The organism is Chromobacterium sp. INPA-IVC, assembly GCF_059047085.1.
Window position 1 is genome coordinate 159,225 of sequence record NZ_JBTNLS010000001.1, and the last position, 18,235, is coordinate 177,459.

Here is an 18,235-nt window from a genome sequence, read left to right on the forward strand (position 1 = left end):
CGGCAGATCCTGATGTTTGCGCGCGCCGGCGGTGCGCCGGCGTGGCGGGGTTGCGCGCGCCGTCCGCTGGGGAGCGGCGAAAATGACTGATTGAAAACAATCCGTATTGTCATTTTAACACCCGCTGGCGGAATCGCCGGCTAGCGCGCAGCGGAAAGCGCCATTTCCCATTGGGACAGGCGGTAGACGGCCTGGTGGCGCAGCAACAGGGAAACCAGGGGCAGGTCGCGGCTGTCGACGTTGTTGAAACCCAGCCGGCCGCAGGCGCTCAAGCCCTGCGCGGCCAGCAGCAACTGGCTGGCGACGCCCTGGCGGCGGAAGGCCGGATCCACCTGCAGCTCGGCGACCTCGCCGTCCGGCGACATCAGCAGCGAGCCCAGGCTTTGTCCGTCGAGGTCGACGGTCAGCCAGCGCAGCGGCGGGTCAGCCCGCAGCAACGATTCGCGCCGATTGGGCACCGCCTGGGGGTAGGAGAGGGCGTCGGGCGCCGGCCATCGCGCCGGATCGTGGGCCGAATGAATGGTCACCGGCCATGCGCGGCGGGTCTGAACCTGCGCCGTCAGCTGGTAGCAGTCCAGCTTGCGCAGCGGCGCGAAGCCCAGCGAGGCGTAGGCGTCGCGCGCCCGCTGGTTGCCGTCTATCACTTCCAGGCGCTGGCGGCGGATGCCGTGGGCGGCCAGCAGCCGGCTGACCAACCCCGCCATATCGGTCAGCGCGTGGCGCCGCCGCGCGGCGGGCGTGACCCCGGCGGCGATGCAATAGCCTTCCCGTTCGCCATCGATCTCAGGCGTCGCGCATAGCCAGAACCCGGCCAGGCTGCCATCCAGCCAGGCGCCGGCGCTCAGTTCGGGCGCCCAGCCGCGCCGGCGCAACATGGCGGCCAGCTGCGGCAGGCCGGGCTGGGCGGGCACCAGGTAGTCGCTGAAGGCGTCGAGAAAACAGGGGTGAAGGTCTTCAGGCGCCAGCCCCGCCAGCGATGCGATCTTCATCGGAGGGCGGGCTCGGAGGCGGGGGCGACGATGGACAGCGCGTGCTGAACGAAGGCGTCTTCTTCTCCGACCGGCGCGATGTAGGACAGGATCTCGCGGGTTTTCGCCTCGCCGGCCAGGCGCAGCAGCACCCAGGCCGCCAGATATTGCGAGGACAGGCAGCCGCCGGCGGTGGCGATATTGCCGGCAACCCGGAAAGCTGCGGACAGCACGCGGATGCCAAGTTGTTCCAGCATCGGCCGGGTCATGCCGTCGGTACAGGCGACGCCGTCAGGGAGCAGGCCCAGCCGATGCAGCACCAGCGCGCCCGAACATTGGGAGCCTATCAGCTGGCGGGACGGGTCCAGCCTCAGCTGGCTCATGATCGCGTCGTCGGCCACCCAGTCGCGGGTGCGCCAGCCGCTGCCTATCAACACCGCGTCGGCGCGATTGGCGTAGGACAGGTCTTCCTGGCGCTCCACGCGCGTGCCGCTGCGGGATTGGACGAAGGGCGCTGGAGAGCAGATGCGCACGTTCCATCCCTGCGGGCTCATCCGGCCAAGAATGCCGGCGGCGATCATGGAGTCCAGCTCGTTGAAACAGTCCAGTGTGACGATGGCGATATCCATAGGGGCGGTTCCGTTGCGTGAATGCGTCGGCCTATGTTGTTCGCATTGGGCTGCGGGGTCAATTGCGGGGAGGGAGGGCCCCGCCGGGCGGCGGGGCGGGCGGGGTCAGTCTTCCAGCCAGATCAGCGAAGCCATGCGGCCGGTCTCGCGGTCGCGGCGGTAGGAGAAGAAGCGATCGCGGTCGATCACGGTGCAGAAGTCGCCGCCATGGATGCGGGATACTCCCAGCTTTTCCAGCCGCTGCCGCGCCAGCGCATAGATGTCGGCCAGGTATTTTCCTTCGCCGATATCGACGAAGGCCTGATCGGCCTCGGCGTTTTTCGCGACGAAGGCTTCGCGCACCTCCGGGCCGACTTCGAAGGCGTCCGGGCCGATGGCCGGGCCCAGCCAGGCCATCAGTTCCGATGGGGGCAAGTCCATCGCGGCCACGGTCGCCTCGATCACGCCGTCGCACAGCCCGCGCCAACCGGCGTGGGTCGCGGCCACCGCCCGGCCCTGCTCGTCGCACAGCAGCACCGGCAGGCAGTCGGCGGTCATGACCGCGCAGACGACGCCCGGCGCGCGGGCGAAACTGGCGTCGGCATCAGGCGCGGCGTCGCCGATCGTTGCCGCGTCGGCCGCGATGATGCCGTGCACCTGGTTGAGCCATGCCGGCTCGGCGGGCAGCTCATCGCGCAGCCGCGCGCGGTTGGCCGCCACGGCCTCCGGGTCGTCGCCGACATGCGCGCCCAGGTTCAGGCTGGCGTAGGGCGGCTGGCTGACGCCGCCGTTGCGCGTGGTGACCAGCGTGCGGACCTGGGATGGGGCGGGCCAGTCGGCCTCGATCCAGTCCTTATCGGGCATAGATCACCTCGACGTCGCTGTCATCGTCGTCGTCGTCGTCCCAGTCGTCATCGTTCTCGTCGCTGCCGTCTCCATGGACGAAGGCTTCGTCGTCCGTCGCCGCGCCGTCACCGCGCAACAGGTCCAGCAGCGCGCGGAAGTCGTCGGGCAGCGGCGCCTTCCAGCTGCGCTCTTCGCCGGTGGCCGGGTGGATCAGCGCCAGCGCGAAGGCGTGCAGCGCCTGGCGGCCCAGCGCCTTCACCGCCGCGGCGGCATCCTCGTCCATCTTGTGGCGCGGATTGCCGTAGACCGGGTCGCCGGCCAGCGGGTGGCCCGCTTCGCGCATGTGGACGCGGATCTGGTGGGTGCGGCCGGTTTCCAGTTTGCATTCCACATAGGAGTGGCTGGCGAAGCGCTCCAGCACCCGCAGGTGGGTGATGGCCGGTTTGCCGCCGAATTTCAGCACCGCCATTTTCAGCCGGTTATGCGGGTCGCGGCCGATGTTGGCGTCGATGGTGCCGTCGAAGGGCACCACGCCGTCGGCGATGGCGCGGTAGACGCGTTTGACGGTGCGGGCCTGCATCTGGCGGACCAGCTCGGTTTGGGCCGGCACGGTCTTGGCCACCACCATCAGGCCGGAGGTGTCCTTGTCCAGGCGGTGGACGATGCCGGCGCGCGGCACGTTGGCCAGCGACGGGCAGTGGTGCAGCAGGCCGTTGAGCAGGGTGCCGCTCCAGTTGCCGGAGGCGGGATGCACCACCAGGCCGGAGGGCTTGTTGATCACCAGGATGTGGTCGTCCTCGAACACGATGGGCAGATCCATCGGCTCGGGCTGGAAGGCCATTTCCTCATTGGTGAGCTGCAGCGTCACCTCCAGCTTCTCGCCGCCGAGCATCTTGGTCTTGGGCGCGACCACCTGGCCGTCCACCTTCACCAGCCCGTCCTTGACCCATTGAGTCAGCCGGCTGCGGGAGTAATCGGGCAGCAATTTGGCGAGCGCGGCGTCAAGCCGTTCGCCGCACAGCGAGAGCGGCACCTCAAGAAGTTGCGTGGCGGATACCTCGTTTTCCGAGATGTCGCTATAATCGTCCGGGTCAATGTAAGGATCAGTCATGAAAAGATACGTTGTTGCAGCTATGTTGGTGATGGTGGGGCTTGCCGGGTGTGCAACCACGGAAACCTACGACGAAACGCGCGGTTGGACCGTGGAGAAGCTCTATTCGGAAGCTCACGATGAGTTGAACAGCGGCAATTATACCCGCGCAGTCAAGCTGTATGAAACGCTGGAAGCGCGTTTTCCCTACGGACGCTACGCGCAGCAGGCCCAAATGGACCTGGCCTACACCCATTACAAGGACGGCGAGCCCGAGCTGGCCATCGCCTCCGCCGATCGCTTCATCAAGCTGCATCCTACACATCCGAACATCGACTACATCTATTATCTGAAGGGTTTGGTGTATTACAACGATGATTCCGGCCTGCTCGCCAAATGGGCTGGCCAGGACATGAGCGAGCGCGATCCGCGCGCCGCCCGCGAGGCCTTCTCCGCTTTCCGCGAGCTGACTACCCGTTTCCCCAACAGCACCTACGCTCCGGACGCCAAGGCGAAGATGATCCGCCTGGTGGACGCGCTGGGCGGCAACGAGATGCATGTGGCGCGCTACTACATGAAGCGCGGCGCCTATCTGGCCGCGGCCAACCGCGCCCAGGGCGTGGTCAAGGACTACTCCAACACCAAGTATCCGGAAGAGGCGCTGGCCATCATGGTGTCGGCCTACGACAAGCTGCAGCTGCCGAAGCTGCGCGACGACGCGCGCCGCGTGCTGGCGCTCAACTATCCGCAGAGCCAGTACCTGAGCAAGTCGTGGACGGTCGAAGAGATGCCGTGGTGGAAGCTGTGGAAGTAAGCTTCCCTGCATGTTGAAGTCGAACAGCCCGTCGAGAAATCGGCGGGCTGTTTTGCCGCAGAAGCTTAGAAACCTGCGACGCGCTCCCGGCAGGTTCGCGCCTCGGACATGATTCTGTCGAACAATTCGGCCACGCTGGGCAGATCGTCGATCAGTCCTTGAGCCTGGCCGATCAATTGCACGCCTTTTTCATGGTTTCCCTCCTGTATCGCCAGGCGGATGGATTCGGTGGCGGCGCCGAACAGTGCCAACTGGCGCAGCGCTTGCGGTTGGCTGAGCATGCCGCCTATCGCCACCTTCATCACCGGCATGCCCATCCGGCGCGCCATCCGGCTGGCGCGGAAGGCGGCGGGGATCAGCCCAAGCGGCTTGCGGCAGGCGCGGCGCGCGGCGGGGGTGTCCATCATCCGGCACCACAGGCCGTCGAAATTCTTCGAGTACAGCGTATCGCTGACGCCGCGCTGCAGCACCATGTCCTTGGTGGAGGCGTGGACCGGGCTTTCCCGGGTCATGGCCATTCGGGAGCCCATGGCCACCGCATCGGCGCCCAGGGCCAGCGCCGCCACCAGGCCGGCGCCATCGGCGAAGCCTCCCGCCGCGACGATGGGCAGCGAGCTTGCGCGGCGGATGGCGGGAATCAGCACCAGCGAGGTCACGCTGCCGCCGTGGGCCGCAGCCTCGTGGCCGGTGACCAGCAAGGCGTCCGCGCCGCATTTTTCGGCCGATTTGGCGTGTTTTTCCGTCACTACGGTGGCTAGCACCTTGCCGCCGTAGCGGTGCGCGGCTTCGGCTATCCAGTCGCCTTTGCCCAGCGAGTAGTTGATCACCGGCACTTGCTCCTCCAGCGCGGCTTTGGCGTTGTCGGCCGCGCCGGGCATCATCAGCGTGCAGCCGATGCCGAAGGGCTTGTCGGTGAGCTCGCGTATGCGGCGGATGGCGGCGCGGGTGGCTTCGGCGGTCAGTGGCCCGGTGGCGAGTATGCCCAGGCCGCCGGCGTTGCTGACCGCCGCGACCAGTTCCGGGGTGGCGATGTAGCTCATGCCGGGGCAGAGCAGGGGGAGCTGGATGCCGAACAGGCGGGTGATGGCGGTTTGCATGGAAGCGGGAGCGGGTGGTTTACAATGACGCTTCATTGTTGATGTATTTGTCCTGAATTTCAAACGAATGTTTTAATCCATGGCGCTGATCATAGTTCTGATGGGATGGTTGTACGCGGTGTTGATGCTGGCTGCGGGGCAGCGCAGCGTGGCTGCCGGCGCGGCGGTGTTCTTCTTTCTGGGCGTGCTGCCTGTCTGGTTTGTGGCGTGGGCGGCACGCAACAGGCTGCGCAAGCGGCGGCGGGCCGCTGAGGGCGAGGGAAAGGCTTGAGTCAGGCTATTCGGGAATGCTACAATCTCGTGTTCCCCACCGTGTTGGCGGGGAATTGTTAATCCAAAACTACGCACATCCGCGCCAAAGGGTGCCCGAAGGCTGAAGCCTTCAGGGTTGTCTGCGCGGATGGAGGCTTAACCCTTTTAGGAGTTTTTGCATGTCCACCAACGTTACCATGCGTCAAATGCTTGAGGCCGGCGTTCACTTCGGCCACCAAACCCGTTTCTGGAACCCGAAGATGGCTCAGTACATCTTTGGCAGCCGCAACAAGATCCACATCATCAACCTGGAAAAGACTCTGCCGCTGTTCATCAGCGCCCAGGAATATGTGCGTCGTCTGGCCGCCAACAAGGGTACCGTAATGTTTGTTGGTACCAAGCGTCAGGCGCGTGAGATCGTCCGTGAAGAAGCTGCCCGCGCTGGCATGCCGTTTGTTGATCACCGCTGGCTCGGCGGCATGCTGACCAACTACAAGACCGTGAAGCAGTCCATCAAGCGTCTTGAAGAGAAGCGTGCCATCCTGGAAGGCGCTGACACCGGTTACAACAAGAAAGAACTGTTGGACCTGCAACGCGAAGTTGACAAGCTGGAACGCTCGCTGGGCGGTATCAAGGATATGAAGGGCCTGCCGGACGCCATCTTCGTTATCGATACTGGCTACCAGAAGGGCACCATTGTCGAAGCCAAGAAACTGGGTATCCCGGTTATCGGCGTTGTTGATACCAACAACTCCCCGGACGGCATCGATTACGTGGTTCCGGGCAACGACGACTCCTCCCGCGCCATCCGTCTGTACGCTCGCGGCATCGCCGACGCGGTACTGGAAGGTCGCGCGAACTCTCTGCAAGAGATCGTCGCAGCTGCTGAGACGGCCCAGGCCGAGTAAGCAGAAAAGGGGCGAAAGCCCCTTTTTTTGGACCCGAACATTCACGTAATCTAAATCATTCAGGAGTAGCAAGATGGCGGAAATCACCGCAAAAATGGTTTCGGATCTGCGCGTGGCCACCGGCCTCGGCATGATGGAGTGCAAGAAGGCTCTGGTTGAAGCTGAAGGCGACGCGGCCAAGGCTGAAGAAATCCTGCGCATCAAGTCCGGCAACAAGGCTTCCAAGATGGCTGGCCGCCTGGCCGCCGAAGGCATCATCGGCTCCCACGTGGAAGCCGGCGTTGGCGCCCTGGTTGAAGTGAACTGCGAAACCGACTTCGTCGCTAAGGATCCGACCTTCCTGGCTTTGGCCGCCGCCGCCGCCAAGGCTGCCGTCATCGCCAATCCGGCTGATGTCGAAGCGCTGTCCGCAGTGGAAGTCGACGGCGTGTCCGTGGAAGACATCCGCAAGGCTGCCATCGCCAAGCTGGGCGAGAACATGACCATCCGTCGTTTCGTTCGCTACCAGACCGAAGGCGCGATCGCCACCTACCTGCACGGTGCCAAGATCGGCGTGATCGTCGACTACGCCGGCGCCGAAAGCGTGGGCAAGGACGTGGCCATGCACATCGCCGCCTCCAAGCCGATCTGCGTGTCCAAGGATCAGGTTTCTTCCGAAACCCTGGATCAAGAGCGCAAGATCTACAGCGCCCAGGCTGCCGAGTCCGGCAAGCCGGCTGATATCGTCGCCAAGATGGTTGAAGGCCGCATCAACAAGTTCCTGGCCGAAGTGACCCTGCTGGGTCAGCCTTTCGTCAAGAACCCGGATGTGACCGTCGAGAAGCTGCTGGCCGAGCAAAAAGCCTCGGTCAAGGCGTTCGCCATGTTCGTAGTGGGCGAAGGCATCGAGAAGAAAGTAGTAGACTACGCAGCTGAAGTGGCTGCGGCTGCCAAGCTGTAAGTTTCGACTTACCGCTTTACCAACGGCACCCTGCCTGCAGGGTGCCGTTTTGCAAACTGAACACACCATAACCGCCAATCCGAGGACATCATGAGCCAAGCTCCCGCCTATAAACGCATCCTGTTGAAACTTTCCGGCGAAGCCCTGATGGGGGATGACAGCTACGGCATCAACCGCTCGACCATCGAGCAGATCGTGGGCCAGATCAAAGAAGTGGTGGGTCTGGGCGTTGAAGTGGGCATTGTGATCGGCGGCGGCAATATTTTCCGCGGCGTGGCGCCGGCGGCGGCGGGCATGGATCGCGCGACGGCGGACTATATGGGCATGATGGCCACCGTGATGAACGCGCTGGCGTTGAAGGATGCGATGACCAAGGTTGGCCTGATCGCGCGCGTGCAGTCGGCTCTGACCATGCAGCAGATCGCCGAGCCCTATGTTCGCGGCAAGGCGATGCAGTACCTGGAAGAGGGCAAAGTGGTGATCTTCGCCGCCGGCACCGGCAACCCCTTCTTCACCACGGATACCGCCGCCGCGCTGCGCGGCATGGAAATGAACGTCGACATCATGCTGAAGGCCACCAAGGTGGATGGCGTGTATACCGATGATCCGAAAAAGAATCCCGATGCGGTCCGCTACCAGAGCGTGACTTTCGACGAGGCGATCTCGCGGAACCTGAAGGTGATGGATGCCACCGCCTTCGCCTTGTGCCGCGATCAGCACCTCAATATCAAGGTGTTCAGCATCTTCAAGAACGGCGCGCTGCGCCGCGTCGTGCTTGGCGAAGACGAAGGCACGCTGGTACACTGCTGAGTTTGAAAATTGCTGAGGGCGAAAACGGCAATGGCCGTTTTCGCCTTGTCATTTGAAGTATTCCGGGAGTGCGACATGATTAACGAAATCAAAAAATCGGCCGAACAAAAAATGCAGAAGACGCAGGAAGCGTTCAAGAACGACCTGGCCAAGGTTCGTACCGGACGCGCCCATACCGGCATTCTGGATCATGTCATGGTTGACTATTACGGCAGCGACGTGCCGGTCAATCAAGTAGCCAACGTCACCCTGATCGATGCCCGCACCATCGGCGTGCAGCCGTGGGAAAAACCGATGCTGGCCAAGATCGAAAAGGCTATCCGCGATTGCGATCTGGGCCTGAATCCGGCCTCGATGGGCGAGATCATCCGCGTGCCGATGCCGATGCTGACCGAAGAGCGCCGCAAGGACCTGATCAAGGTGGTGCGCGGCGAAGCCGAAGGCGCCCGCGTGGCCGTGCGCAATATCCGCCGCGATTCCAACAACGAATTCAAGAACCTGCTGAAGGACAAGTCCATCACTGAGGACGACGAGCGCCGCGGCCAGGACGAGATCCAGAAGCTGACCGACAAGTACATCGCCGAAGTCGACAAGATGCTGGCTGCCAAAGAAGCCGACCTGCTGGCGGTATAAGGGGCGGATCTTGTTTTCCGGTTCTTCGAAAACCGTGCCGGAGGGGTGCGAGCCGCCCCGGCATGTCGCCATCATCATGGATGGCAATGGCCGCTGGGCCAAGAAACGCTTCTTGCCGCGCGTGGCCGGCCACAAGCGCGGTCTGGACGCCGTGCGCGAGGTGGTCAAGGCCTGCAAGGAAATGGGCGTCGGTTATCTGACGCTGTTCGCTTTCTCCACCGAGAACTGGCGGCGGCCGCAGGAAGAAGTGTCTTTCCTGATGGACCTGTTTCTGCGCGCCCTCGAGCATGAAGTCTCCAAACTCCACAACAACAATATCCGCTTGAAAGTGCTGGGTTCGCGCGAGCGCTTCAGCGCCGAGCTGTCCGAACGCATAGACCGCGCCGAAGCCAAGACCGCCGACAACGACGGGCTGGTGCTGACCATCGCCGCCGATTACGGCGGCCGCTGGGATATCGTTCACGCAGTGAACCAGCTGATCGCCGAGGGGCAGTCCGCCATCACCGAGGCGATGGTGACGGAGCGTCTCGGCATGGCGTGGGCGCCGGAGCCGGATCTGTTCATCCGCACCGGCGGCGAGCAGCGCATCAGCAACTTCCTGTTGTGGCAGCTGGCGTATTCCGAGTTGTACTTCACCGACCTGCTGTGGCCCGATTTCGACAAGGCGGCGCTGCAGGAGGCGATCCACTCCTACTGGCAGCGGGAGCGTCGCTTTGGCCGCACCAGCGAGCAATTGCCCGAGCACCTGCGCCGAGACAAGCTCTGACTTCATGCTGATAACGCGAATTCTCACCGCGCTCGTATTGCTGCCGCTGATGCTGGCGGCGCTGTTTCTGTTCCCCGCCGCGGCCTGGGCGGGGTTTTCCTGGTTGATCGTTGTTTTGGCGCTGTGGGAGTATGCCCGCATGGTCGGGATGTCCCTCCCTCTGCAGGCGTGCTATCTTGCGCTGTCCTCGCTGTTCGCCGCCGCGGCCTGGTTCGGCCACTGGCGGATGCAGGGCTTCGAGCACGGCGCCGTGCTGGCGCTGTGGCTGCTGCTGGTGCCGGCCTGGCTGGCCAAGCGCTGGAAAATGCCGTCAGGCCTGCCGGCCTGGATGCTGGGCTGGGCGCTGATGCTGCCGGCCTGGTTCGCTTTTCTCGAGTGGCGCCCCAATGCCACGGCGCATGACGCGCTGGCCCTGCTGGCCGTGATGGGCCTGGTATGGGTAGCCGATATTGCCGCTTATTTCTCCGGCAAGGCTTTCGGACGACGCAAGCTGGCGCCGGCCATCAGCCCAGGCAAAAGCTGGGAAGGCGTTTACGGCGCGGTGGTTTGCGTGGCGATCTACGTCGCCTTGGTTGATCATTTCGGCTGGCTGGACATCAAGCTGCCGCTGTGGGGCCTGCTGTTGCTGGCGCTGCCGCTGACCGCGGTCAGCGTGTGCGGCGATTTGCTGGAGTCCTGGTTCAAGCGCTCGGCGGGCATCAAGGACAGCAGCCGGCTGCTGCCGGGCCATGGCGGCGTCTACGACCGCATCGACAGCCTGATCGCCGTGCTGGCGGTCAGCAACGCCCTGCGCGCGCTGGGCGGCATGTAATTCTGGAAACATAGCAATGACCAAACCTCAGGGTATTGCCGTACTGGGGGCGACCGGCAGCGTAGGCTGCAATACGCTGGATGTGATCGCCCGTCATCCGGAGCGCTACCGCGTGGTGGCGCTGACCGCCCATCGCCAGCTCGACAAGCTGTTCGAGCAGGCTCTCCGTTTTCGTCCTGACTATCTGGTGGCGGCCGACGGTTCTGCCGCGGCGGATCTGCGCGCGCGGCTGGCGGGTGCCGGTCTGAGCGCTGAAGTGCTGCATGGCGCGGACGCGCTGGTCCAGGTGGCTTCGTTGCCGGAGGTGGATGCGGTGATGGCGGCCATCGTCGGCGCGGCCGGCTTGCCGTCGGCGCTGGCCGCGGCGCGGGCTGGCAAGCGCATGCTGCTGGCCAACAAGGAGTCGCTGGTGGTGGCTGGCCGACTGTTCATGGATGCCGTGCGCGCCAGCGGTTCGGCGCTGCTGCCCGTGGATAGCGAGCACAGCGCCATCTTTCAATCGCTGCCCGCCGATTACGCCGCCAATCCCGACGCCGCGGGCGTGAGCAAGATCATTCTTACCGCGTCGGGCGGGCCGTTCCGCAGCCGCCAGGCTGCCGATCTGCTTCACGTCACGCCGGACGATGCCTGCCGCCATCCCAACTGGAGCATGGGCCGCAAGATTTCCGTCGATTCGGCCACACTGATGAATAAGGGCCTGGAGGTGATCGAGGCGCGCTGGCTGTTCAACGTGCCGCCCAGCAGGATCGAGGTGGCGGTGCATCCGCAAAGCGTGATCCACTCCATGGTCCAGTACCGCGACGGCTCGGTGATGGCGCAGCTGGGTTCGCCCGACATGCGCACGCCGATCGCCTGCGCGCTGGCCTGGCCGGAGCGCATCGACGCCGGCGTGGAGCCCATGGACTTCTTCGCTCTGTCCGATCTCACGTTCGAGAAACCGGATCTTGAGCGCTTCCCTTGTTTGCAACTGGCGTTCGACGCGCTGGAAATGGGCGGCGACGCGCCGGCGGTATTGAATGCCGCCAATGAGGTGGCGGTGGCGGCGTTCCTGGAGGGGCGGCTGCGTTTCGTCGACATCCCGCGCGTGGTTTCCGCCGCGCTGGCCGGCGTGTCCTGCGCGGCGAGCGACAGTCTGGAGGGCTTGCTGGCCCGTGACCAGGAGGCGCGTCGTTTCGCCGAGGGCAGGGTGGCGGCATGCTGACGCTGCTGGCGTTCCTGGCGGCCATCGGCCTATTGGTGACTTTTCACGAGTTGGGCCATTACTGGGTGGCCAAGCTATGCGGCGTCAAGGTGCTGCGCTTCTCCATTGGTTTCGGTTCGCCGTTGCTGCGCTTCCGCCCGCGCGAGACGGAGTGGGTGGTGTGCCCGATTCCGCTGGGCGGCTACGTCAAAATGCTGGACGAGCGCGAGGGTCTGGTCGACGAGGCGGATCGTCCGCGGGCTTTCAACAATCAGCATGTGCTCAAGCGCATGGCCATCGTCTCCGCGGGGCCGCTGGCCAATCTGTTGCTGGCGGCGCTGCTGTACTGGGCAGTGATCGCCCAGGGCGTGCCGCAATTGCATCCGCTGGTGGGCACTGTGGTCGAGCAGACGCCGGCCGCCGCCGCCGGTTTCAAGGAAGGCGATCGCATCCTCAGCGTGGCGGGCAGGCCCGTCGCCAGCTGGCAGGAGGTTAGGCTGGGCATCGTCGAGGCAGCGATGTCTTCCGCCACGGTGCGGGTCGAGGTGCAGGACGCGTCCGGCGCCAAGAAGCGGCGCGACATCGATGCCCGCCGTTTCGGCGAGAAGGCGGAGCAGGCCCTGCAGCAGGGCGATCCTGGCGTATCCCCGGCGCGTTTCTTGGCGCAGGTGGGCGTGCTGGAGGAGAAGGGTGTCGCGGCCAAAGCCGGCCTCAAGGTGGGCGACAAGCTGCAGGCGGTGAACGGCGTGATGCTCCGGAACTGGGAAGAGTGGGTGCACGTGGTGCGCAACAGTCCGGGCAAGGAATTGACGGTGCGCGTCGAGCGGGCCGGCAAGCCGCTGGAGATTAAGCTGCGCCCGCAGGCGGTCGCGCAGGACGACGAGGTGGTCGGCCGCATCGGCGTGGGGCCGTCGCCGGATCGCGCCTGGAGCGACCAGCTGTCCTTTGTCCGGCATTACGACGCCGCCGGGGCTTTCGCCGCCGCCTGGGCCAAGACCGGCGAGACGGCGTGGATGAGCGTCAAATTCCTCGGCAACATGCTGATCGGCCGCGCTTCTTTGAACAATCTGTCGGGTCCGCTTACCATCGCCAACGTGGCCGGCCAGACCGCCCGCGAGGGTCTGACGCCGTATCTGGAATTCCTGGCGCTGATCAGCGTCAGCATCGGCGTGTTGAATCTGCTTCCCATACCGGTTCTGGATGGGGGCCACTTAATGTATTATGTCGCGGAGCTGGTCAGAGGTAAGCCCGTCAGCGAACGGGTGCAATTGCTCGGACAAAAGATTGGTTTCATATTGCTGGCGTCTTTGATGGCATTTGCCATGCTGAACGATTTCAGCCGCCTATTTGGGGGTTAAAACACATTTATGAAATTGAAGCGACTCGCAGTGGCCGTAATGGGCCTGACCATGGCCACCGTTGCCATGGCTGCAGATCCGTTTGTGATCAAAGATATCCGCGTTGAAGGCCTGCAGCGTACCGAGCCGGGCACGGTCTTCAACTATCTGCCGGTCAAGGTGGGCGACACCTTTACCGATGCCAAGGCCAAAGAAGCGATCAAGGCGCTGTTCGGCACCGGTTTCTTCAACGACGTGCGCGTGGAAAGCCGCGGCGGCACGCTGATCGTCACCGTGGCGGAGCGCCCGGTGATCACCCAGCTGAACATCAACGGCGCCAAGGAATTCAGCAAGGACCAGCTGAAGAAGGCGCTGAAGGACAACGGCTTCGCCGAATCGCTGATTTTCGACCAGGCCTTGCTGGACGGCGCGGTGCAGGAACTGAAGCGCCAGTATTACAGCCGCGGCAAGTATTCGGTGGAAATCACCCCCAGCGTGACCAAGCTGGAGCGCAATCGCGTGGCGGTGACGCTGGACATCAATGAGGGCGTGACCGCTCGCATCAAGGAAATCCGCATCGTCGGCGCCAACGCCTTCGCCCAGTCCAAACTGCTGGACGAGTTCAGCCTGACCACCGGCGGCTGGCTGTCCTGGATGACCAAGGACGACCAGTATTCCAAGCAGAAGCTGACCGGCGATCTGGAGAAGCTGAAGGCTTTCTACCAGAACCAGGGCTATATGGAGTTCGGCATCGACTCCTCCCAGGTTTCGATCAGCGCCGACAAGAAAGACATGTATCTGGTCATCAATGTGCACGAGGGCAAGAAGTTCACCGTGTCCGACGTGCGCCTGGCCGGCGACCTGAAGGTGCCGGAAGCCGAATTGATGAAGCTGCTGCAGGTCAAGCGCGGCGACACCTTCAACAACGAGAAGGTGACCGAGTCGGTGAAGGCGTTGAGCGACCGCCTTGGCAACGAGGGCTACGCCTTCGCCAACGTCAACGTGCTGCCGGACATCGATCGCGAGAAGCAGACCGCCGCGTTCACCTTCTTCGTCGATCCGGGCCGCAAGACCTACGTGCGCCGAGTCAACGTGGCCGGCAACAGCAAGACCCGCGACGAAGTGATCCGCCGCGAGCTGCGCCAGCTTGAGGGCGCGCCGTACAACGCCGCCAACGTCAAGCGCAGCAAGGAGCGCCTGGAGCTGCTCGGCTACTTCGAGGACGTCAACGTCGAAACGCCGGCGGTGACGGACGCGCCGGACCAGGTGGACATGAACATTGGCTTGAAAGAGCGCTCCACCGGCAGCATCTCGGGCAGTTTGGGCTATGTGCAGGGCGAAGGCCTGGTGCTGGGCGCCAACATCTCCCAGAGCAATATCTTCGGCTCCGGCAAGTACATGTCGCTGGGCATGTCGACCGGCAAGGTGAACAAGAACTACTCGCTGTCGTTCACCGATCCGTATTTCACGCCAGACGGCGTCAGCCTGGGCTACGACCTGTACAACCGCGTCTACAACCCGGATGCCACGTCGATCTCCGCGTACAAGACCAGCACCACCGGCGCCGACATGCGTTTCGGCGTGCCGATCACCGAGTACGACCGCATCAATTTCACGATTGGCGCGGAAAAGACCGACATCACCACCTACAGCAACAGCCCGCAGCAGTACATTGACTTCGTCAATCAGTACGGCAGCAGCAACTATACCCTGCTGGGAACGGTGGGTTGGGGCCGCGATACCCGCGACAGCGCGCTGTGGCCGACCCGCGGCGCCAGCATCCGCGTCAACGCCGACTTCGGCCTGCCGGGCGGTTCGCTGCAGTACTACAGCCTGACCCATCAACAGACCTGGTTCTTCCCGCTGTCGAAGGACTTCACGCTGATGCTGAATGGCGAGTTGGGCTATGCTGACGGCTATGGCAAGACCAGACAGCTGCCGTTCTTCAAGAACTACTACATGGGCGGCCTGGGTTCGGTGCGCGGCTATGACAGCAGCAGCATCGGCCCGTACGATTCGGTGGCCAACTCCTATCTGGGCGGCAACCGCAAGGTCGTGGCCAATGCGGAAATCCTGTTCCCCTTCCCCGGCATGAAGGACAACAAGTCGCTGCGCACCAGCCTGTTCTTCGACGCCGGCACCTTGTGGAACACCAATTTGACGGCGGCGGAAAAAGCGCAGGGCATCACCAGCTCGCCTAGCGATGGGTTCCGCTACTCCGTGGGCCTGGCGCTGACCTGGCTGTCGCCGATGGGGCCGATGAAGTTCAGTATCGCCAACCCGCTGAAGAAAGAGCAGGGCGACAAGGTGCAGCGCTTCCAATTCCAGCTGGGCACGGCGTTCTAACCGTTACAGGATGAGATCATGAAAGCATTGAAATGGTGGCTGGCAGTGCTGAGCGTGGCGGCGCTGCCGGTTCATGCCGCCGACTTCAAGCTGGGCTTCGTCAACATCGAGCGCATTTATCGCGAAGCCGGCGTATCCGTCGCCATCTATAAGAAACTGGACAAGGAATTCTCCAGCCGCCGCGATGAGTTGAAGAAGATGGAGACGCGCGCCAAGGATCTGGAATCCATGCTGGCGAAAAACAGCCTGCCGCCGGATGACCGCAAGCGTTTCGAGCGCGAGTACGCGGGCTTGGACCGGGATTACCGCGCCAAGTCCCGTGAGCTGGCCGAGGATTACAACCAGCGCCGCAACGAGGAGTTCGCCGGCGTGACCGAGCGGGCCAACCGCGCGGTCAAGGATATCGCCCAGCGCGAGAACTACGACCTGATCCTGCAGGAAGCGGTGTACATCAATCCCAAGTTCGATCTGACGCCGCAAGTGCTGAAAGAGCTGGACAAGTAGTCGTTTAAACCGTTACCGGAGCAAGCCGACCCCGAGTCGGCTTTGTTTTTAATGTCCTACACACTCGAACATATCGTAGAGCAGCTGGGCGGAGAACTGCGCGGCCAGAACCGGGACGTGCTCCGTCTGGCGCCGCTGGAACTGGCGGGCGCCGATGAGATCGCTTTCGTCGCCAGCGCCAAATTCCGCCGGCAGATGCAGGAGAGCGCGGCGGGCGCGCTGATCGTCACCGAAGCGCTGGCGGCCGAGCTGCCGGATCGCTCGCTGATCGTGGCGGCCGATCCCTACCTTTATTTCGCGCGTCTGGCCACCTTGTTCCATCCGCTGAAGGCGCCGCGCGCCGGCGTCCATCCGCGCGCGGTGGTGGGCGAGGGCTGCCGGATAGGCGAGAGCAGCGAGATCGCGGCCAACGCCACCGTCGGCGACAACGTCGTCATCGGCGAGCGTTGCCGCATCATGCCCGGCGTGGTGGTGGGCGATGGTTGCCTGATCGGCGACGACGTCACGCTTTACCCCAACGTCACCGTCTATCATGGCTGCGTGATCGGCAACCGCGTCGGCGTGCATTCCGGCAGCGTGATCGGCGGCGACGGCTTCGGCCTGGCTTGGGACAAGGACCATTGGTTCAAGATCCCGCAAACCGGCCGCGTGGTGCTGGAGGATGACGTCGAGATCGGCGCCAACACCACGGTGGACCGCGGCGCGCTGGTGGACACCGTGATCCGCAAAGGCGCCAAGATAGACAATCTGGTGCAGATTGCCCATAACGTCGAAATCGGCGAGCATACCGCCATCGCCGGCTGCGTCGGCATCGCCGGCAGCACCAAGATAGGCGCGCGCTGCACGGTTGGCGGCGCGGCGATGTTCGTCGGCCATATCGAAGTGGCGGACCGCACCCATATCGGCGGCGGCACCTTGGTGTCGAAGTCGATTAAGGAGGCCGGCAACTACGCGTCCTCCTACCCGTTGCAAAGCATGAAGGACTGGCTGTCCAACGCCGTCCACGTGCGCCATCTGGACGATTTCGCCAAGCGCGTGAAGCAGCTTGAGCGGGAACTGGAAACACTGAAAAAATCGAAGGAAGAACCTCATGAGTGAACACGCTGTCTCGATCGATGTCCGCGAGATCATGCGCTGCCTGCCGCATCGTTACCCGTTCCTGCTGGTTGACCGCGTCACCGAGCTGGAGCCCAACGTGCGCATCAAGGCGCTGAAGAACGTCACCATCAACGAGCCGTTCTTCGCCGGCCACTTCGAACAATATCCGGTGATGCCGGGCGTGCTGATCATCGAAGCGCTGGCCCAGGCCGCCGGCATCTTGGCGATCAAGAGCCAGGGCGAGCGTTCGGAGAACGAATTGTACTTCTTCGTCGGCATCGACCATGCCCGCTTCAAGCGCCAGGTGGTGCCGGGCGACCAACTGGTGTTCGAAGTGACGCAGATGACCGTCAAGCGCGGCATCGGCAAATACGCCGCCCGCGCGCTGGTGGACGGCCAGGTGGCTTGCGAAGCCGAAATCATGTGCGCTCGCCGCGAGGTGTAAGCATGGCCATCCATCCGACCGCAATCGTAGATCCCAAGGCGAAGATCGCCGACGATGTCGAAATCGGCGCTTACACCATCATTGGCCCCAACGTCAGCATCGGCGCCGGCAGCTGGATCGGCCCCCACGTGGTGATTGAAGGCCATACCACCATCGGCAAGAACAACCGCGTGTTCCAGTTCTGCTCGCTGGGCGCCATCCCGCAGGACTTGAAGTACGCGGGCGAGCCGACCCGGCTGGAAATCGGCGACAACAACACCATCCGCGAGTTCTGCACCTTCAACACCGGCACGGTGCAGGATGGCGGCGTCACCCGCATCGGCAGCGATAACTGGATCATGGCCTACGTGCATATCGCGCACGATTGCCAAGTAGGTAACCACATCATCCTGGCCAATAACGCGACGCTGGCCGGCCACGTGCATCTGGGCGACTGGGTGTTCCTGGGCGGTTTCACCAGCGTGCATCAATTCGTCATCGTCGGCGAGCATGCGATGACGGCATTCGCAAGCGCGGTGGCGCAGGACATCCCGGCGTACGTGACGGCGCATGGCAACCGCGCGGTGCCTTCCGGCATCAATGCCGAGGGCATGAAGCGCCGAGGCTTCACGCCGGAGCAGATCCGCCGCGTGCGCAACGCCTACAAGACCTTGTATCGCCAGGGCTTGAGCTACGACGAGGCCAAGACAGCCATTTTGGCCGAGGCCGGCGAAGGGCATGTCGAGCTGGAGCCGTTCGTGCGCTTCTTCGGTCAATCGGCGCGAGGCATCATCCGCTGAGCT

At 63.6% G+C, this 18,235-nt stretch carries 20 protein-coding genes; 15 read left to right on the forward strand and 5 right to left on the reverse strand.

Annotated features, from left to right (window positions below):
• Positions 1 to 140 precede the first annotated feature (140 nt).
• The 4 genes from ACX17K_RS00760 to rluD form a co-directional block, all read right to left on the reverse strand.
• On the reverse strand, positions 141 to 989 hold the full coding sequence (locus tag ACX17K_RS00760) for a GNAT family N-acetyltransferase (RefSeq protein WP_493773273.1): 849 nt from the start codon (positions 987 to 989) through the stop codon (positions 141 to 143).
• A complete protein-coding gene (locus ACX17K_RS00765; RefSeq protein WP_493773274.1) occupies positions 986 to 1,597 on the reverse strand; it encodes a type 1 glutamine amidotransferase family protein in 612 nt (203 codons plus the stop codon). The genes ACX17K_RS00760 and ACX17K_RS00765 overlap by 4 nt, the downstream gene beginning before the upstream one ends.
• A gap of 105 nt (positions 1,598 to 1,702) precedes the next feature.
• The gene (gene pgeF, locus ACX17K_RS00770; RefSeq protein ID WP_493773275.1) at positions 1,703 to 2,440 is read right to left on the reverse strand and encodes a peptidoglycan editing factor PgeF; all 738 of its coding nucleotides are present in this window, start codon (positions 2,438 to 2,440) and stop codon (positions 1,703 to 1,705) included.
• Positions 2,430 to 3,533: a 23S rRNA pseudouridine(1911/1915/1917) synthase RluD gene (gene rluD / locus ACX17K_RS00775; protein WP_493773276.1), complete on the reverse strand. Its 1,104-nt coding sequence runs from the start codon at positions 3,531 to 3,533 to the stop codon at positions 2,430 to 2,432. The genes pgeF and rluD overlap by 11 nt, the downstream gene beginning before the upstream one ends.
• On the opposite strand from rluD, the gene ACX17K_RS00780 reads away from it, so the two are divergent.
• On the forward strand, positions 3,532 to 4,326 hold the full coding sequence (locus tag ACX17K_RS00780; protein WP_104947080.1) for an outer membrane protein assembly factor BamD: 795 nt from the start codon (positions 3,532 to 3,534) through the stop codon (positions 4,324 to 4,326). The two genes, rluD and ACX17K_RS00780, sit on opposite strands and share 2 nt — an antisense overlap.
• A gap of 65 nt (positions 4,327 to 4,391) precedes the next feature.
• Here the strand turns inward: ACX17K_RS00780 and ACX17K_RS00785 are convergent, their stop codons facing one another.
• Entirely contained in the window at positions 4,392 to 5,459 is a 1,068-nt protein-coding gene (locus ACX17K_RS00785) for an NAD(P)H-dependent flavin oxidoreductase (protein WP_493773277.1), read from the reverse strand.
• 43 nt (positions 5,460 to 5,502) lie between these two features.
• On the opposite strand from ACX17K_RS00785, the gene ACX17K_RS00790 reads away from it, so the two are divergent.
• The 14 genes from ACX17K_RS00790 to lpxA all read left to right on the forward strand — a co-directional run bounded on the left by ACX17K_RS00790 (position 5,503) and on the right by lpxA (position 18,232).
• The gene (locus tag ACX17K_RS00790; RefSeq protein ID WP_493773278.1) at positions 5,503 to 5,694 is read left to right on the forward strand and encodes a hypothetical protein; all 192 of its coding nucleotides are present in this window, start codon (positions 5,503 to 5,505) and stop codon (positions 5,692 to 5,694) included.
• A 160-nt stretch (positions 5,695 to 5,854) separates the two neighbouring features.
• Positions 5,855 to 6,583, forward strand: coding sequence for a 30S ribosomal protein S2 (gene rpsB, locus ACX17K_RS00795; RefSeq protein ID WP_021477860.1), 729 nt, complete (start codon positions 5,855 to 5,857; stop codon positions 6,581 to 6,583).
• Positions 6,584 to 6,656: 73 nt separating this feature from the next.
• On the forward strand, positions 6,657 to 7,523 hold the full coding sequence (gene tsf / locus ACX17K_RS00800; RefSeq protein ID WP_231153985.1) for a translation elongation factor Ts: 867 nt from the start codon (positions 6,657 to 6,659) through the stop codon (positions 7,521 to 7,523).
• 90 nt (positions 7,524 to 7,613) lie between these two features.
• Complete coding sequence (gene pyrH / locus ACX17K_RS00805; protein ID WP_343478650.1) at positions 7,614 to 8,333, forward strand: UMP kinase; 720 nt, start codon at positions 7,614 to 7,616, stop codon at positions 8,331 to 8,333.
• Positions 8,334 to 8,408: 75 nt separating this feature from the next.
• Positions 8,409 to 8,966 (forward strand): ribosome recycling factor, encoded by a 558-nt coding sequence (gene frr, locus ACX17K_RS00810; protein WP_347372181.1) that lies wholly within the window; start codon positions 8,409 to 8,411, stop codon positions 8,964 to 8,966.
• Between the two features lie 10 nt (positions 8,967 to 8,976).
• Positions 8,977 to 9,732, forward strand: coding sequence for an undecaprenyl pyrophosphate synthase (gene uppS, locus ACX17K_RS00815; RefSeq protein ID WP_115617142.1), 756 nt, complete (start codon positions 8,977 to 8,979; stop codon positions 9,730 to 9,732).
• A gap of 4 nt (positions 9,733 to 9,736) precedes the next feature.
• Entirely contained in the window at positions 9,737 to 10,543 is an 807-nt protein-coding gene (locus ACX17K_RS00820) for a phosphatidate cytidylyltransferase (protein WP_493773279.1), read from the forward strand.
• Between the two features lie 16 nt (positions 10,544 to 10,559).
• Positions 10,560 to 11,744, forward strand: coding sequence for a 1-deoxy-D-xylulose-5-phosphate reductoisomerase (ispC, locus tag ACX17K_RS00825; protein ID WP_493773280.1), 1,185 nt, complete (start codon positions 10,560 to 10,562; stop codon positions 11,742 to 11,744).
• The gene (gene rseP / locus ACX17K_RS00830; protein WP_493773281.1) at positions 11,738 to 13,081 is read left to right on the forward strand and encodes an RIP metalloprotease RseP; all 1,344 of its coding nucleotides are present in this window, start codon (positions 11,738 to 11,740) and stop codon (positions 13,079 to 13,081) included. The genes ispC and rseP overlap by 7 nt, the downstream gene beginning before the upstream one ends.
• Positions 13,082 to 13,090: 9 nt before the next feature.
• Positions 13,091 to 15,406 carry an outer membrane protein assembly factor BamA gene (gene bamA, locus ACX17K_RS00835; protein ID WP_493773282.1) on the forward strand — a complete coding sequence of 772 codons (2,316 nt, stop codon included), beginning with the start codon at positions 13,091 to 13,093 and terminating at the stop codon, positions 15,404 to 15,406.
• Between the two features lie 18 nt (positions 15,407 to 15,424).
• Positions 15,425 to 15,910, forward strand: a complete 486-nt coding sequence (locus tag ACX17K_RS00840; RefSeq protein ID WP_493773283.1) for an OmpH/Skp family outer membrane protein — start codon at positions 15,425 to 15,427, stop codon at positions 15,908 to 15,910.
• A gap of 51 nt (positions 15,911 to 15,961) precedes the next feature.
• Positions 15,962 to 17,008: a UDP-3-O-(3-hydroxymyristoyl)glucosamine N-acyltransferase gene (gene lpxD, locus ACX17K_RS00845; RefSeq protein WP_493773284.1), complete on the forward strand. Its 1,047-nt coding sequence runs from the start codon at positions 15,962 to 15,964 to the stop codon at positions 17,006 to 17,008.
• A complete protein-coding gene (fabZ, locus tag ACX17K_RS00850) occupies positions 17,001 to 17,453 on the forward strand; it encodes a 3-hydroxyacyl-ACP dehydratase FabZ (protein ID WP_104947085.1) in 453 nt (150 codons plus the stop codon). Before lpxD ends, fabZ begins: the two co-directional genes overlap by 8 nt.
• Before the next feature lie 2 nt (positions 17,454 to 17,455).
• A complete protein-coding gene (gene lpxA / locus ACX17K_RS00855) occupies positions 17,456 to 18,232 on the forward strand; it encodes an acyl-ACP--UDP-N-acetylglucosamine O-acyltransferase (RefSeq protein WP_493773285.1) in 777 nt (258 codons plus the stop codon).
• Positions 18,233 to 18,235: the final 3 nt, after the last annotated feature.

Excerpts from the sequence above, each read along its gene's own strand:
- ACX17K_RS00760 (WP_493773273.1), bottom strand. The coding sequence starts at position 989 with ATGAAGATCGCATCGCTGGCGGGGCTGGCGCCTGAAGACCTTCACCCC.
- ACX17K_RS00765 (WP_493773274.1), bottom strand. The coding sequence starts at position 1,597 with ATGGATATCGCCATCGTCACACTGGACTGTTTCAACGAGCTGGACTCC.
- pgeF (WP_493773275.1), bottom strand. The coding sequence starts at position 2,440 with ATGCCCGATAAGGACTGGATCGAGGCCGACTGGCCCGCCCCATCCCAG.
- ACX17K_RS00780 (WP_104947080.1), top strand. The coding sequence starts at position 3,532 with ATGAAAAGATACGTTGTTGCAGCTATGTTGGTGATGGTGGGGCTTGCC.
- rluD (WP_493773276.1), bottom strand. The coding sequence starts at position 3,533 with ATGACTGATCCTTACATTGACCCGGACGATTATAGCGACATCTCGGAA.
- ACX17K_RS00785 (WP_493773277.1), bottom strand. The coding sequence starts at position 5,459 with ATGAAGCGTCATTGTAAACCACCCGCTCCCGCTTCCATGCAAACCGCC.
- ACX17K_RS00790 (WP_493773278.1), top strand. The coding sequence starts at position 5,503 with ATGGCGCTGATCATAGTTCTGATGGGATGGTTGTACGCGGTGTTGATG.
- rpsB (WP_021477860.1), top strand. The coding sequence starts at position 5,855 with ATGTCCACCAACGTTACCATGCGTCAAATGCTTGAGGCCGGCGTTCAC.
- tsf (WP_231153985.1), top strand. The coding sequence starts at position 6,657 with ATGGCGGAAATCACCGCAAAAATGGTTTCGGATCTGCGCGTGGCCACC.
- pyrH (WP_343478650.1), top strand. The coding sequence starts at position 7,614 with ATGAGCCAAGCTCCCGCCTATAAACGCATCCTGTTGAAACTTTCCGGC.
- frr (WP_347372181.1), top strand. The coding sequence starts at position 8,409 with ATGATTAACGAAATCAAAAAATCGGCCGAACAAAAAATGCAGAAGACG.
- ACX17K_RS00820 (WP_493773279.1), top strand. The coding sequence starts at position 9,737 with ATGCTGATAACGCGAATTCTCACCGCGCTCGTATTGCTGCCGCTGATG.
- ispC (WP_493773280.1), top strand. The coding sequence starts at position 10,560 with ATGACCAAACCTCAGGGTATTGCCGTACTGGGGGCGACCGGCAGCGTA.
- rseP (WP_493773281.1), top strand. The coding sequence starts at position 11,738 with ATGCTGACGCTGCTGGCGTTCCTGGCGGCCATCGGCCTATTGGTGACT.
- bamA (WP_493773282.1), top strand. The coding sequence starts at position 13,091 with ATGAAATTGAAGCGACTCGCAGTGGCCGTAATGGGCCTGACCATGGCC.
- ACX17K_RS00840 (WP_493773283.1), top strand. The coding sequence starts at position 15,425 with ATGAAAGCATTGAAATGGTGGCTGGCAGTGCTGAGCGTGGCGGCGCTG.
- lpxD (WP_493773284.1), top strand. The coding sequence starts at position 15,962 with ATGTCCTACACACTCGAACATATCGTAGAGCAGCTGGGCGGAGAACTG.
- fabZ (WP_104947085.1), top strand. The coding sequence starts at position 17,001 with ATGAGTGAACACGCTGTCTCGATCGATGTCCGCGAGATCATGCGCTGC.
- lpxA (WP_493773285.1), top strand. The coding sequence starts at position 17,456 with ATGGCCATCCATCCGACCGCAATCGTAGATCCCAAGGCGAAGATCGCC.